This is a genomic window from Limosilactobacillus oris, from assembly GCF_025311495.1.
In the GTDB taxonomy this organism is placed as follows: Bacteria; Bacillota; Bacilli; order Lactobacillales; family Lactobacillaceae; genus Limosilactobacillus; species Limosilactobacillus oris_A.
In genome coordinates, this window is record NZ_CP104398.1 from 955,215 (window position 1) to 968,963 (window position 13,749).

14 protein-coding genes are annotated in these 13,749 nt (G+C 46.3%); 2 read left to right on the forward strand and 12 right to left on the reverse strand.

What is annotated here, in order from left to right:
* Nucleotides 1–22 precede the first annotated feature (22 nt).
* Complete coding sequence (locus tag N4599_RS04965; protein ID WP_003714610.1) at nucleotides 23–670, reverse strand: metal-dependent transcriptional regulator; 648 nt, start codon at nucleotides 668–670, stop codon at nucleotides 23–25.
* Nucleotides 671–856: 186 nt separating this feature from the next.
* Between N4599_RS04965 and N4599_RS04970 the strand changes: the two genes are divergently transcribed.
* Complete coding sequence (locus N4599_RS04970) at nucleotides 857–1,777, forward strand: cation diffusion facilitator family transporter (protein WP_191364168.1); 921 nt, start codon at nucleotides 857–859, stop codon at nucleotides 1,775–1,777.
* A 67-nt stretch (nucleotides 1,778–1,844) separates the two neighbouring features.
* Here the strand turns inward: N4599_RS04970 and N4599_RS04975 are convergent, their stop codons facing one another.
* The 3 genes from N4599_RS04975 to N4599_RS04985 all read right to left on the reverse strand — a co-directional run bounded on the left by N4599_RS04975 (nucleotide 1,845) and on the right by N4599_RS04985 (nucleotide 3,884).
* Nucleotides 1,845–2,501 (reverse strand): VIT1/CCC1 transporter family protein, encoded by a 657-nt coding sequence (locus N4599_RS04975; protein WP_260902484.1) that lies wholly within the window; start codon nucleotides 2,499–2,501, stop codon nucleotides 1,845–1,847.
* 42 nt (nucleotides 2,502–2,543) lie between these two features.
* Complete coding sequence (locus tag N4599_RS04980; protein ID WP_003714736.1) at nucleotides 2,544–3,227, reverse strand: VIT1/CCC1 transporter family protein; 684 nt, start codon at nucleotides 3,225–3,227, stop codon at nucleotides 2,544–2,546.
* Nucleotides 3,228–3,407: 180 nt separating this feature from the next.
* On the reverse strand, nucleotides 3,408–3,884 hold the full coding sequence (locus tag N4599_RS04985; RefSeq protein ID WP_003714739.1) for a universal stress protein: 477 nt from the start codon (nucleotides 3,882–3,884) through the stop codon (nucleotides 3,408–3,410).
* A 248-nt stretch (nucleotides 3,885–4,132) separates the two neighbouring features.
* On the opposite strand from N4599_RS04985, the gene N4599_RS04990 reads away from it, so the two are divergent.
* Nucleotides 4,133–5,584 carry a C69 family dipeptidase gene (locus N4599_RS04990; RefSeq protein WP_191364170.1) on the forward strand — a complete coding sequence of 484 codons (1,452 nt, stop codon included), beginning with the start codon at nucleotides 4,133–4,135 and terminating at the stop codon, nucleotides 5,582–5,584.
* 184 nt (nucleotides 5,585–5,768) lie between these two features.
* Here the strand turns inward: N4599_RS04990 and N4599_RS04995 are convergent, their stop codons facing one another.
* The 8 genes from N4599_RS04995 to N4599_RS05030 form a co-directional block, all read right to left on the reverse strand.
* Nucleotides 5,769–6,650, reverse strand: coding sequence for a sulfite exporter TauE/SafE family protein (locus tag N4599_RS04995; protein ID WP_191364171.1), 882 nt, complete (start codon nucleotides 6,648–6,650; stop codon nucleotides 5,769–5,771).
* An 11-nt stretch (nucleotides 6,651–6,661) separates the two neighbouring features.
* Nucleotides 6,662–7,567: a proline iminopeptidase gene (pepI, locus tag N4599_RS05000; protein WP_191364172.1), complete on the reverse strand. Its 906-nt coding sequence runs from the start codon at nucleotides 7,565–7,567 to the stop codon at nucleotides 6,662–6,664.
* 12 nt (nucleotides 7,568–7,579) lie between these two features.
* Nucleotides 7,580–8,770, reverse strand: a complete 1,191-nt coding sequence (locus tag N4599_RS05005; RefSeq protein WP_062812852.1) for a CPBP family intramembrane glutamic endopeptidase — start codon at nucleotides 8,768–8,770, stop codon at nucleotides 7,580–7,582.
* A gap of 156 nt (nucleotides 8,771–8,926) precedes the next feature.
* Nucleotides 8,927–10,762 (reverse strand): ribonuclease J1, encoded by a 1,836-nt coding sequence (gene rnjA / locus N4599_RS05010; RefSeq protein WP_062812851.1) that lies wholly within the window; start codon nucleotides 10,760–10,762, stop codon nucleotides 8,927–8,929.
* 309 nt (nucleotides 10,763–11,071) lie between these two features.
* Nucleotides 11,072–11,935, reverse strand: a complete 864-nt coding sequence (locus N4599_RS05015; RefSeq protein ID WP_260902233.1) for an IS3 family transposase — start codon at nucleotides 11,933–11,935, stop codon at nucleotides 11,072–11,074.
* 46 nt (nucleotides 11,936–11,981) lie between these two features.
* The gene (locus N4599_RS05020; RefSeq protein WP_260902375.1) at nucleotides 11,982–12,647 is read right to left on the reverse strand and encodes a helix-turn-helix domain-containing protein; all 666 of its coding nucleotides are present in this window, start codon (nucleotides 12,645–12,647) and stop codon (nucleotides 11,982–11,984) included.
* 192 nt (nucleotides 12,648–12,839) lie between these two features.
* On the reverse strand, nucleotides 12,840–13,187 hold the full coding sequence (locus N4599_RS05025; protein ID WP_062812849.1) for a hypothetical protein: 348 nt from the start codon (nucleotides 13,185–13,187) through the stop codon (nucleotides 12,840–12,842).
* Between the two features lie 58 nt (nucleotides 13,188–13,245).
* Nucleotides 13,246–13,692: a MerR family transcriptional regulator gene (locus tag N4599_RS05030; protein ID WP_062812848.1), complete on the reverse strand. Its 447-nt coding sequence runs from the start codon at nucleotides 13,690–13,692 to the stop codon at nucleotides 13,246–13,248.
* Between the last annotated feature and the right edge of the window lie 57 nt (nucleotides 13,693–13,749).

The window sequence follows — 13,749 nt, forward strand, 5'->3', positions numbered from 1 at the left end:
ATAAAAGCTGTGATTAACCTAACTACTGGATAAAGATGTTATGAGCAGCCTTGTAGGAAACGTTAATCTCGCGTTCATCCCCGTCTTTCGTAATTACAATCGGGCCCTCAAACGGTTCGTGGCGGATTACCTGCACCTTCTCCTGGGGACGCAGTTGCAGTTCTTCCAGGTAGGTCAACAGTTCGTGATTATCCAAAAAACGTTCTAAAACGACCGTTTCGCCATCTGCTGCTTCGGCGAGCAAGCGGTGGCTTACGTCCGGAAACTTACCGTTAGCAGATGGGATTACACCACCGTGGGGGCAGTGATCCGGGTGCTGGAGAAAGTCATCCAGCGCTTCAGCAAGCCTGTCGCTGGTTTGGTGCTCCAGCACTTCTGCCTCCGAGTGAACGTCTGCGAAGTTGTAATGCAGCTTATCCACCAGGAAGGTTTCCCAGAGGCGGTGCTTACGAACTAACTCGGCCGCGTACTTTTGCCCTTTAGCGGTGAGAGAAATCCCCGCGTAGGGTTCGTGCACCACCAGCCCCTCGTCAGCAAGTTTAGAAATCATTTCCGTCACCGAGCCGGCTGCGATCCCTAGCCCTAATGAAATTTCCTTATTAGAAACTTTTTTATGACTGCCGCCAAGCTCAAAAATAATCTTCAAGTAGTCTTCTTTCATCGGAGTCAATTTAATTCACCTCATGTTAAATTTGGCCTACGTGCGGTCATCAATGTAATTCTCTGTATTGAACATATTACGATTATAGCATAATATTAAACTGTCTAGTTCGGAGCGCCTAACTTTTTCGTTAGCTTTAAACACTAATTTTAATATACTAGTAGCAAGCAATTTTATTTTGAGGAGTAAACTACAATGAAAAGTAAAATTACTGGGCAGCGGTTCCTCGCCGTCACCCTGCTAAATGTTTTGATTACCGTTGTTGAAATCATCGGGGGCCTGCTGTCAGGCAGTTTGGCCCTCCTCTCAGATGCTTTTCACAACATGGGCGATTCATTTTCTATCATCCTCGGCTATGTCGCCCAGCAGCTCAGCGGCAAGTCCGAAAACCGGAGGCAGACGTATGGCTACCGGCGGGCAGAAATCCTCTCAGCCCTCACCAACAGTCTCCTGCTATTGGTAATTGCCATCTTCCTGATTGGGGAAGCCATCCAGCGGCTCGGCCATCCCGAGCATATCAATGGCCGGCTGATGTTAATCGTCGCCGTCATCGGGCTGCTCGCCAATTTTGCTTCCGCCTTCCTCCTGCATTCTGGCAGTTATGATAGTCTGAACGTTAAGGCCACCTACCTGCATGTCCTCAGCGACGCTCTGTCGTCCGTGGCAGTGATTATCGGGGGAATTATCCTCAGTTTTGTTAACGTTTCCTGGCTGGATCCGTTGCTGACAATTGGGGTTGCCATCTACATCGGCTTTGAAGCCCTGCCAATCATTAGCCAAACAATTAAGATCCTGATGCAGTCCTCACCCGACTTGGATTATGACAAGATTACCACGGACCTCAAGGCTGTCGCGGGGGTCAATGACGTTCACCACGTCCATGCCTGGATGATTGATGAAAATCATATCATCTTTTCCGCACACCTCAACTGCGACGACCTTCGTTTGAGTGAAGTGGAAGAAATTTATTCGCAGGTTGAAAAGATTCTTCGGGAAAAGTACCATATTTGCCACATTACCATCCAGGCCGAGTGCAGCCGCGGGCGAGATGAAAACCTCTTCAACACCCCCGTCGATGAGCAGCACATGATCAATGACAAGAACACTACTAAGTAAATTGGAAACGCCGCCGACCGTTTAAAATGGTCAGCGGCGTTTGTATATCGTAAATAAGTGCTTAATCTTAGAAGAGTTTCCCGACTCCGTAGTGGATTGTGATGGTAATCAGACCAATGATAATGTTCCGAATAACTGCCACCTTAACCAGACCGTTACCGAGCTTAGAACTGATGTACCCGGTCAGGGCCGAGGTGAAGGCCACGGCGAGAATGACGGCGTACCACTTGAATGCTTCAGGTGCTAGTGTCATTGCCATTAGCGGGAAGAGCCCTCCCGCAGCCGCGGAAAAGAGGGAGGAAAATGCCGCGTCCCACGGGTTCAGGTAGTGGCCAAGTTCGATGTCGTATTTGACCCGCACGACCGTTGCTAGGGGTTTCTTCTTTAATAGGTCGGCCGCGATGGCAGCAGAGGTTTCCTTGGAAACTCCCTTATTGACGTAGTAGTCAGTAACGGCCTGCAATTCACCTGCAAAGTCAGTCTTGAGCAGTCGTTCTTCCCGGACAACTGCCGATTTTTCGGTATCCTTTTGGGTAGAAACTGAGGCGTATTCACCCGACGCCATGGAAAAGGCACAGGCCAACAAATCTGACAGACCAGCAATAAAAATTGTAAACCGGTCAGTAGTCGCCGCAGCCACTGATACCAAGACACCAACGACTGTTAAAATACCATCGTTAGAACCCAGTACCCCGGCCCGAAGAGTGTTCAGCTTTTCTTCCATCGTCTTCTTTTGCTGTTTAATCTTTACCACTAATCTCACCCCTTACCGTGCAAATAGCTGACCAATCAAGAACGTAACCCCCATCGTCAGCAAGCCTGCCGCGGCGTTCCGCAGCATTGACTTGATCCGGTTTGACTTGCCAAGAACTGCTGCCAAGTACCCGGTCACCAGGAGGGCAATCAGGACAGCGACCATGGTTGCCCAGATCCGGTCAGCTGCAGGCGCCATCGTCACCGCAACCATCGGTAGGATTGAGCCGGTCGGAAAGGAGATAAACGAGGCAATTGCAGCAGCGTACGGGCTGGTAAAGTCTTGGGGATTAAAGCCGTATCGTTCTTGCACAACTGCACCGAGCGGATCCTTTTTCATCAGCTCGGCGGTCGCCTGGTGCGCTAGCTGGGGATCGATATCCTGTTCCTCATACTTACGTTGAACATAATCGAACTCGTGTTGGTACTGTTCACTCAGTCGTTGCTGTTCATTAATAATCGCCATCTTTTGGGAATCCTTTTGAGTAGATACCGAAACGTATTCTCCCATACACATTGAAATCATCCCCGCTAGACTACCAGAAAGCCCAGAAATCAAAATTGAGTACGCATTACTGGTGGCAGCAGCAACCCCAATGACAATTCCGGCAACCGAAATTATCCCATCATTTGCGCCCATGACACTAGCACGGAGGACATTGACCTTTTGAGCTAGTGACATTTTCTTTTTCGCCATGATGGTTCCTCCCTTCGCTTTATTTAGAATCATTTTAACATTCCAAATAATTACATTCAAGTGTTTTTAGCTTAGTTATGGGTTTAATTAGAATGATTAAAATTAATTGATTCAGTTAAAAAGCGATAACCGTTACTCGGCTATCGCTTTTTAATGGCTGTTAAACACTATTCCTAATTTTTATTCATATGTTTGAACCGCAGTCGTTCGGATTACGAAAACGGATGTCCCGGAATGACGGGTCATGTAGGAAGCCTGGGAACCAACGGCCTTCCGGTTACCCCACTTTCCGATAGAACCAATGATCAACAGGTCTGGTTGGAAAGCTGGAATAACATGATTGCAAATCCGTTCAGCAGGACGTTCACCGCGATCGACAATTCCGGTGATTTTCTTTGGGTCGACACCGTAATCGATAGCGGCTTGAACGTATTCATTAACACGTTTCCTTAATTCGTCCTCAGTACTGTGAACGTAATCCTTATCAAGGATTTGGTAAACATTAATATTACCAGTTTCTAAGATAGAAACAATTCCTAATTCGGAGCCGTCACGCTTTGCCTTATCTACGGCATAGGAAAAAGCAGCCCGGGCGTCCGGTGCATCGTCAACACCAACGAGGATCTTTTTGAACTTCTTTGGCTTAATTTCAAACATTAATATTCCCCTCTCTAGGTTAGACTAACGGTAGCTTCACCGTTAACGTTCCACTAACTATGTTACTACTAATCTGTAATTTGTAAATAAAATTTTTGGTTATCCTAAAAGAAAAGTCAGTTAAAATACATTCTACTTTTTGTGTTTACTTATATCAATCCATTATTAAAGATCGTATATGACTACTGATGAGTGGTATTATTATAATAATATAGTTATTGTTTGATCTTGAGAGGAAGGCTTATTACATGGAAAAGAAAGCGACCAGCTGTACAGCTATTTTAGTCGGTAAAAATGCCTCTATCGATGGTTCCACCATCATTGCCCGTGACGAAGATGGGTATGACGGTATTAATCCCATTACTTTTAGGGTATTTCCGGCTAAAGATTATACCGGTGAACACTACGTTTCTTCATATAACGGTTTAGCAGTCGACCTTTCTGGAAAGGGTTGCCGCTTCACTGCTACACCAGCAGGCGTTGATAAAAAGGATGGTACTTTAGAAAGCGGCCGGTGGGATGAACAAGGTATCAACGAGTACAATGTTGCAATGAGCTCAACCGAAACGGAAACAACCAATCCACGGGTTTTAGGACATGATCCATTAGTAAAAAATGGCGTTAATGAAGATTCTATGCTCTACCTTGTCCTTCCATTTATCAAGTCCGCCCGGGAAGGTGTGCAACGTCTCGGCAGCCTGATTGAAAAATATGGAACTGGTGAAACCAACGGGATTGCCTTTAGCGACAAAGACGAGGTTTGGTACTTGGAAACAGCCGGTGGTCACCAGTGGGTAGCACAACGGATTCCTGACGACGCCTATGCGATTGCTCCTAATAATATGTGTATTCAGGAAATCGACTTTGACGATTCAGATAACTTTATGTACGCTCCGGGAATTCAGGAATTTGTTGAAAAGTATCACCTCAATCCTTACCCGGGCAAGTTCAACTTCCGGAAGATTTTTGCCACTGAAGATGAAGCTGACGCTTACTACAACACGCCACGGACCTGGTACGGTCAAAAACTATTCAACCCATCAATTGAGCAGGAACCAACCAGTCAAGACATGCCATTTATTCGCCGGCCGGAAAAGAAAATTGCGGTTGAAGATGTGGAATTCTTCCTGTCTTCCCACTATAACCAAACTCCTTATGACCCTATGGGAACTTATTCTTCCGGTACCCCAGATGAAATGAAGCGATTCCGTTCAATTGCCCTTGACCGGAATCAAAGTTCATGCATCCTTCAAATTCGCAATGACGTCCCTGCTGAATACGCAGCAATCCAGTGGATTAATTTTGGCTTCCATAGTTATAGTCCGTACGTCCCATTCTTTACTAACGTCAATGACACTCCTGCTAATTATGCTTATGCACCAGAAGAGGCGGAACCAGAAAAAAGTGCCTACTGGATGTACAAACTTCTCGAGGTAATAGTGGAACCCCGCTATCATGAGTTTATCAACGAAGTTAACACCTTCCGTGACCAATGCCAAAGCTACGCAGTTAGTCGAGTCGATGCAATTACTGCTGGTGCAGCACATAAATCAGGTCAGGAATTAATCAACTTCCTGACAGCAGAAAACGAAATCTCCGCTAACCATACGACTACCTCAGCCAGGAAACTCTTGAATAGCTTGATCCATCAAGCGCTACTAAACTCAAAGTTCCAATTTGAACGTGGCGATAACCTGTAATACTGTAATAATCAAAGCGGGAGAGCGGGACAGAACGTGACCCCATCTCCGTCAACGCACAGCAAGCCTACTCGGGGGGGCGGTCAAATGCTGCTTTATCAGCGTCTGACCTGCCAGCTACTGCGTTGAGGCATTACTAACTTTAAAATATTAAAGAGGTTGAGTTAATTCCCAACCTCTTTTTTTACATTCTAAACTTCTTACTTCCCTCAATCAGCATCAGCACGGAAGTATATATCATTACTGCAATGACAAGCCACATCAATACCGTCAGATTAAGCGACTTAACAAACGTTACGGCAATTACAACACCAACACAACCAAAAAGGGTAATGGCAATTGAAGGCATCCGAGCATATTCATTCTTCTTAATAAATTCAGCTGCAGCGATTGGCATAGTCGAAGCACATGAAGACATCATGATTGGGAACGCAACAATTGGATTCATTCCTAGAAGATAAACTAAGGCCATACATGGCGCATATAGTCCAATTCCTGCCGACATTAATGCACCCAAAATACAGTTAACAACACAAGCTACTACCAATTTCCAGCCATGAAAGCCAGTAGCAACGTTATTAGCACCTAGTTTAGTGATTACCCCCGTGGCAGACAAAATCATCAGTACCGCAGTTACTGCTAAGGCAATTCCAACAATAATTTCAATCTTTTTTTCATCCAAACGTGAAACAATCTTAGCACCTGCGAACGAGCCAATCATAGCAGCAATCACCATTGACAATAGCGTCGTACCATCAACCTTAAAGTTGCCAATATATAAAAATGCTTCGGTCATTACCGGTAGTGCACACGCAACATTTAGTGTCCCCGGAAGGAGCTTATCGTTTTTTAACGACTTGGTTAATTTTAATAGCATTGTCGTCGGTGCATAAGAACCAATTCCTAAAGAATCACAAAAATTAGTGAAAAAACCGATGACCCCAGTTACCAAGAAATTGCCGTCCTTGATTTGATTCCTATTAACAATCAAATCATGACCAAAAATAACGATCTGATAAACCGTTAGTATCCCTAATATGAGGATAGTTATTAATTCCGCATTCATCTTCCTCTCTCCTAACTAACATTTTTCTTATCATGCATATCCAGCCAAGAAGCCAAAACATGTAAATACTGCTCACGTTTTTCAACAAACGACATATGCCGACAGCCTTCAAAAAGCTCCCACTTTGCATTGGGTAAACAATCATACATCGTTTTAGCTACATAGGGTGTACAAAGATCATCTGTCCCACTGGTAATCAACATCGGAATTTTAATTTCATGCAGCTGTTCAAGATAATCAAAGGATTGTAAATTACCAATTGGCGTATACTCATTTGGCCCCCAAGCTGTCAAATACGCTTGCTTTCCCCCACGCTTGGGACGCAGAAGCGGTTCGGGATCCGTTGATGATAGTGGTGCATTACAATGCATTGCCATGAAATGGTGATTGGCACTTTGATAATCACCATTTGTGAAGTCTTTTGTCTTTTCAGCCCGCTTAATTGCAGCCTGTTCATTATCAGGCATAAACTTGATCAACCGGTGAAGTTCCTTGCTCCACAACCAAGAAGCAGGAAGCGTACTTGCCAAGATTCCCGACAGCACTCCTCGTGGGTGGAGATCACATAAATACATAATTTCTAACATTCCACCCCAGGACTGACCAAGAAGGTGAATCCTGTCTAATTGCAGGAAACGCCGTAACGCAACTAACTCCTCCAACCATATTTGGGCCCGATAAATTTCCGCCGCATGATTATCAGGACAGGATGATTGACCACAGCCAATCTGGTCATACATAATTAACTGACGCTGATTAGTTTCCGCCAATTCATCTAATACTTCAAAATAATTATGCGTTGAGCCTGGCCCGCCATGGATTAACACTAACGGTGCTTTCGTGGTGGCCTCGCCAACGATTCGATAGTATGTTTGATACTTTCCAAAGGGCATATAACCCGTTTGCACTTTTACCATACTTTTTCCTTCTTAATATCGAATCTGAAAGCCAAACCGCTGCTTATCCCCGGTTAACCGGGCAACGTGGCGTTCCATTACGCGACGACGCTGCCCAAACATCATCAAGGCGGTCACCAGGATAAAGATGACCAGTTCGCCGGCAACAAACGACCAGTCAGCTAGGGTAACTTGACTCCCCTTCATAGTTGTGACCCCCGTTGCCATAAAACTCAGCAGGTCAAAAAGGCCATGCATTACCATCGTTAACCACAACTGTCCAGTGTAGACATAAACAACTGCGAAAAAGAGTCCTAATCCTCCGGCAGCAACCGCTTGAAAGACGGTCACACTCCAGGCTTGTTCAGCCACATTTGCCAAGTGTGCCAAGCCAAACAAAACACTACTGGTAGCCAACGCAAGCGGAAGGCGGTGTTGGTAATGACGCCAGGCGTAAAATAGAATCCCCAGAATTGCAAAGCGAAAAAGAGTTTCCTCGGCAACAGCAGCCCTAAAGGCCATAAGAAGAACCGACCAGTTGAGGCGGCGCAAGGACGGCATTCCGCCAGCATTTACCATCGTTATGAATAAGTCAAGCACTACTAGGCCAAGGAACAGCCACCAATTAAAGTCACCGCTCCAATGAGGCTTTAAACCCGGCCAGGATAGGTGCCAGGCCCGCATTGCCGTCATTATCAAAATAAAGTAGGCTCCCGCGCCCACCGCCCCCGTCGACAGTGTTTGCAATAAGAAATGATTATTGATTAAGTCAGTCGGCAAAGCAATCAGCGGAATTAAGACAACCTGAAAGGTCAGTAACGCGAAAACAAAACGTTCTATGCTCAATTTCAGCTGCCCACCAATAACACTGGCAAAGGGCGCAAACATTAGCAGGTAGTAGATAATCATTAAGGAGACAACACCGCGCGACGGCAACCGCAGCAGGGTAATTATTTCCCGGGTAATAACATCCCAGGCAATCACTAAAATGAAGGGCTGCAGGATCCCTTGCAACCAGGCGTTCCCCCGTTGAACCACTGCCGGCAGCTGCGGGATCAATTCTACTAACAGGCCAATCAAAAGGATGATGACCAACAGGAACAATCCACTCGCAACTCGCTGTCGGCCCATTTCAAAATTACGGACCATCATCATGGCCAACACCAATAGGGTTGTGCCAATCTGCACCCGATACCAGATCCTCAAATAATCTCTTCCGGTCATATAGGTTTCTTCCTTTCAGCTTAGATCTCGAAAATAATTGCTAGTATTGATGATAACAGAGTTTTTAACCGGTTTTAAGCAGAAATTAATAAAAGCACCATCCCTAACCATAAAAAAACTTCCAGCGCCATATTGACCCTGGAAGTTTTTTATAATTTAAGCCTTAATAGCTTCTTCTTTTCGTTGCTGACCGTTCCCCTTGCCTTCATGCTTGGAATTGTTTGCTGGCTGCTTTTCATTTTCCTTCCCATGACGATTGTGGTTGGGATGGCGGTAATGATGGTTCTCAGAACGATTATTACCGTTCAGGATCGTTACCATTGGGATAATCACGGGCCGACGACCAGTCCGCTCAAAGAGTAGCTTCTGCAAGCGGCTGACAATCGTCCGGTTTAATGCCCGCTGATCCACGTGCTTGTGGTTCTTAAAGGTATTCAGAATTGCCCAGAAGACTTCGTGGTTAGCAGCCTTAATCAGCTCTTGCGACTCGTGCATGTAGACAAAGCCTCGCGAAACAATATCAGGACCGGCAACGATTTGGTAGTCCTTGAGGTCAACCACCGCAATGGCTGTCACAACCCCTTCTTCGGACAGCAGACGCCGTTCACGAATTTCTGGGTTACCAACCGTATCGCCAGCATCCCGACCATCAATGTACACATCACTGACGCTGTCAATGTGGTCGGCAATCCGGCAACTATCCTTGGTCAGGGCCAAAACATCCCCGTTAGCTAGGATAAAGCTGTTCTCCCGCGGCACCCCGGTTAATTCAGCCAGTTTGGTGTGAATCTTTTGCATCCGGTATTCCCCGTGGACTGGCGCAAAGAACTTTGGCTTCATCAAACGAAGCATGAACTCTTCATCAATCTGGCCACCGTGTCCAGAGGTGTGGATATTGTTAACATAACCGTGGATGACATTAGCGCTACTTTCTTCCAGTTTGTTAATCAAAGCGTTGACGCTGGTGGTATTCCCTGGAATTGGGTTACTGGAGAAGACCACCGTATCGTCCGGCTGGATGGTAATCTGCCGGTGGGTCCCGTTGGCAATCCGGCTCAGTGCGGCCATCGGTTCACCCTGGGAGCCGGTACACATAATCAGGACTTTCTCCGGTGGGTAGTTGTTAATTTCATTCTGGTCGATCAGGGCATCCTCCGGAATATTAAGGTAGCCCAGTTCCTGCCCCGCGGCAATCGCGTTTTCCATGCTCCGGCCAAAGACCGCGATCTTCCGACCCTGAGCAATTGCGGCATCTGAGGCTTCCCGAAGCCGGTAAACATTGGAAGCGAAGGAAGCGAAAATAATCCGGCCCTTAATTCGTTCAAAAATTCGCCGAATGTGAATATCAACCCAGCGCTCGGACTTGGTAAACTGCGGTCGTTCCGCGTTCGTACTATCAGACGTCAAAAGCAGGACGCCTTCATCACCAAGCTTAGCCATCTGTTGCAGGTTAGGACCCGGTAGGCCACCAACCGGCGTCAGGTCAAACTTGAAGTCCCCGGTCTGGATGATGGTACCCTGTGGGGTGTGAACAGCAACCCCCAAGGTGTCGGGAATTGAGTGGGTCGTCCGGAAGAAGCTGACCCAGAGCTTCTTGAAGTGCACTTCGTCAAATTCGTTAATTTCGTGCAACTCCGCATTCCGCAAGAGGTGCTTTTCTTCCAACTTCCCCTTGATCAAGGACATTGCAAACGGCCCCGCGTAGATTGGTGCATTGACCTTCTGCAAGAAGAACGGCAGGCCCCCGATATGGTCTTCGTGACCGTGGGTGATAAAAATTCCCTTGATCTTGTCCTTGTTTTCAATCAGGTAGTCGTAATTCTGGATAACGTAGTCGACCCCGAGCAGTTCGTCCTCTGGGAAGAGGACCCCGCAGTCAATGATGATGATTTCATCCTGAAACTGCACACAGTACATGTTCTTACCAATTTCACCTAGGCCCCCCATTGCATAAAAGGCCACTTCATTATTCTTAATCTTTAATTTTGCCATAGTACCTTTCTTTCCTTTATCGATTTTATTAACGTTACTGTCATAACGGAAAAATCAGTAAGCTAAAAGAGCCGCTTTGTCTGCACAAGGTCGGCAACGAGTATTCATTTAGCTAATTACTATCATTTAAAATCCGTACGTAAAACTAAGATTATTTTAACACATCTCTGGGGTTAGGGGTAGTAAAAGAGCAAGTGCCGAAAATCCCCTTAGCTAGATAACCGTGAGCAATGCAAAATGCAAACGGGCTCCAGTGCCCGGCAAATGGACTGCACCCTGTCAAGTAGACAGGTAATTATACAATGAATGTTAGGCAGCTTGATGCCGGTATTCTACCGGGGTCAGGCTGTTTAATTTTACTTGATAACGGTGATGATTGTAGAAGTAGATATATTGATCAATTGAAGTGACTAGTTCCTCATAGCTTCGGAAGATTTGTCCATAGTAGGCCTCGTCCTTATAGTGGCTCCAGAAACTTTCCATCGGGGCATTATCAATGCACTTCCCGACGCGGGACATACTGCGACTGATACCATGCTCGGCCGTCAAACGAGCAAACTCCTTGGAAGTGTATTGGAAACCACGATCACTATGAAGTAATGGTTTGGCAGTCGGATAGAGTTTTAAAGCCTGTTCAAGCGTCTTCATTACCAATGGGTTGTCATTGCGCTGGCTAACGACATAACTAATAATCTCGCCGTTGTATAAGTCCTTAACAGCACTGAGATAGGCTTTTTGACCATTACCATAAGTCAGATATGTTACATCAGTTACCCACTTTTCATTTAACCGTTTAGCTGTGAAATCGCGGTTAAGGAGGTTCGGCTCATAGCTTTGTCCACGAGCGATTGTGCAGCTGTGACGAGGACGACGAATCACCGCCCGCAGGTTCATTTCAACGAGAAGTCGCCGAATGCGCTTGTGGTTGTAGTGGCAGTTATAGCGGCGATTAATGAGCATCGTTAGTCTGCGGTAGCCCCAGGTACCCTTCATTTCCCAATAGGCCTGTCTGAGCCGCGCTTTTAGTTGCTTATTGACTGCTTCTTTAGTAGGAAGTGGTCGGGAAAGCCAGCGATAGTAAGCTGATCGTGAGACCTGGGCAAGAGCACAAAGTCGCTTGACTAATTGCCCTGGAAAAGCCTGACAAGTAGCCTGAATGGCCTGATATCGCATCAGATGACTACGATTATTTACTTCTTGTCTTCGTCCTCCAGGGCACTTAATTTTTTAGGAAGAAGTTTTCCGCGGCGAGGTCTTGATTGCGGGCTTCTAGTTCCTTGATCCGCCGTTCCAGTTGTTCTTCTTTACTTAACTTAGCCAAAGCCGGTTTTTGCATTTGATGTCCGCGATGATCAACGAGTGCTTCTCGACCGTCACGTTCATATTTCCGAACCCAGCTATAAACCTGGCTGTAGGAAACACCATACTTCCTCACCGCTGTTTGGTAGTCCTTATCATTGGCAAGCGTGAAGTGGACAATTTCCAGCCGTTGATCGTAAGTAGTTTTCCGCGGTGTTTTCATCTTGGTAGAACCTCCCGTAATCTTCTTCAAGGTTTTACCGTTAGTATACTGGTTCACCCAACGCATGAGAAGACTACGACTGGAGATATTATACTTACGACAGCACTCTAGTTGCGAGTAATGATTGTCCAGATAATCCAGGACCGCCGCTCGCTTGAGGTCAGTAGGATAACGGCGACAAGTGTGTGGCTCCTTTAAGCCCGCCACCCCATTATTCTGGTAGTTAACGATCCACCTTCTTAAAGTTGTCCTGGCAATTCCCAGTTCTCGGGCCACCCCGCTTAAAGAGTGCTTTCTCTCCAGAACCTTTACCACGGCTACTAGCCGCTGATTTAGAGTATGATTACTAGTTCGATTGGACATAAAAACTCCCCCTAGAGTTAGATGCAGAATTTTGTATAATTCCGCGTCTACTCTAAGGGGAGCATATCAAAAGGCCGAACCCTGAAGCCCTACTTATATTTCCTATTCGTACCGTCGCGAGTATCGCCAAATCGCTGGCTTTCGGGTGGAGTGAGATGGTACCGTCCCCCCATTCCGTCTTCAGCCTTAAAATCAGTCTTCCGTCGGCAATTCTTCTTCCTGACTTTCCCAAGCTGTTTGCCAGTCCTCGACCGGCTCACCGTCATCAGTAAACTTAATTGCCGACAGCTTGGCTAGTATTTCTTCATAGTACGGCTTAGAAAGGCGCAGGCTCTCCGCTGCCAACTTTCCCCGGCCCATAAAACTGTTCTGGTCAAGAATCTCGTTAATGGAACTGATGAGGCCGTTATCGACTTCGGACCCGAGGATTTCCAAGCTCTCCCGCTTGTACTGGTCCACGTAAAAGGCAACAAATGACTTTAAGGCCGTTGCTTGGGCGTCCGCGCTTAAATCCTGATAACTCTTTCCTTCTGTACTCACAAATACCGCTTCCCTTTCTTGATTTTACCTCTACCATACCACAAACAACGGATCTTGGTTAGCCGCGGTCCTTACTTACTGGCCGACTGTAAAGTCTGGTTCCGTCTTGATCGACAATTGCGTAAACTTCCTTCTCAGGGTCGTTTGCCAAGGTCCCCAGGGCAACTTCTCCCGTCTTCGGCCCCAGCTGCGTAATCGCCTTGACCTGGTCGGCAATAAAAGTTCGAAAAATCTTCCCCAGCTCCTGACGCTCCCGTTCCTTTTTCACAGCGGTTGCCAGGGTAAAGCCCTGATCAAGAAAATATTTGATCGTTGCCACCCGAAAAAGAGTCAGAAAACTAAAATAGTGGTTCTTATTCTTATCACTCTGCTTTGATGAAATATAGCCCTTTCGTTCCCAGTAACGAATCTGGCTCGTCGAGACCCCCGTCACGTGGGCTAGTTCGGTCATGCTAATCCGCAAATGATCATTAGTAATCAACTGTCGAAACTGTTTCCCCAGCACTTTGTCTCCTCCAATACAGTAATAATTCATTTTCTTATTTTAATGATTATCGGCCAT

Coding starts and splice junctions, on each gene's coding strand:
- N4599_RS04970 (WP_191364168.1), top strand. CDS start 857: ATGAAAAGTAAAATTACTGGGCAGCGGTTCCTCGCCGTCACCCTGCTA.
- N4599_RS04975 (WP_260902484.1), bottom strand. CDS start 2,501: ATGGAAGAAAAGCTGAACACTCTTCGGGCCGGGGTACTGGGTTCTAAC.
- N4599_RS04980 (WP_003714736.1), bottom strand. CDS start 3,227: ATGGCGAAAAAGAAAATGTCACTAGCTCAAAAGGTCAATGTCCTCCGT.
- N4599_RS04985 (WP_003714739.1), bottom strand. CDS start 3,884: ATGTTTGAAATTAAGCCAAAGAAGTTCAAAAAGATCCTCGTTGGTGTT.
- N4599_RS04990 (WP_191364170.1), top strand. CDS start 4,133: ATGGAAAAGAAAGCGACCAGCTGTACAGCTATTTTAGTCGGTAAAAAT.
- N4599_RS04995 (WP_191364171.1), bottom strand. CDS start 6,650: ATGAATGCGGAATTAATAACTATCCTCATATTAGGGATACTAACGGTT.
- pepI (WP_191364172.1), bottom strand. CDS start 7,567: ATGGTAAAAGTGCAAACGGGTTATATGCCCTTTGGAAAGTATCAAACA.
- N4599_RS05005 (WP_062812852.1), bottom strand. CDS start 8,770: ATGACCGGAAGAGATTATTTGAGGATCTGGTATCGGGTGCAGATTGGC.
- rnjA (WP_062812851.1), bottom strand. CDS start 10,762: ATGGCAAAATTAAAGATTAAGAATAATGAAGTGGCCTTTTATGCAATG.
- N4599_RS05015 (WP_260902233.1), bottom strand. CDS start 11,935: ATGCGATATCAGGCCATTCAGGCTACTTGTCAGGCTTTTCCAGGGCAA.
- N4599_RS05020 (WP_260902375.1), bottom strand. CDS start 12,647: ATGTCCAATCGAACTAGTAATCATACTCTAAATCAGCGGCTAGTAGCC.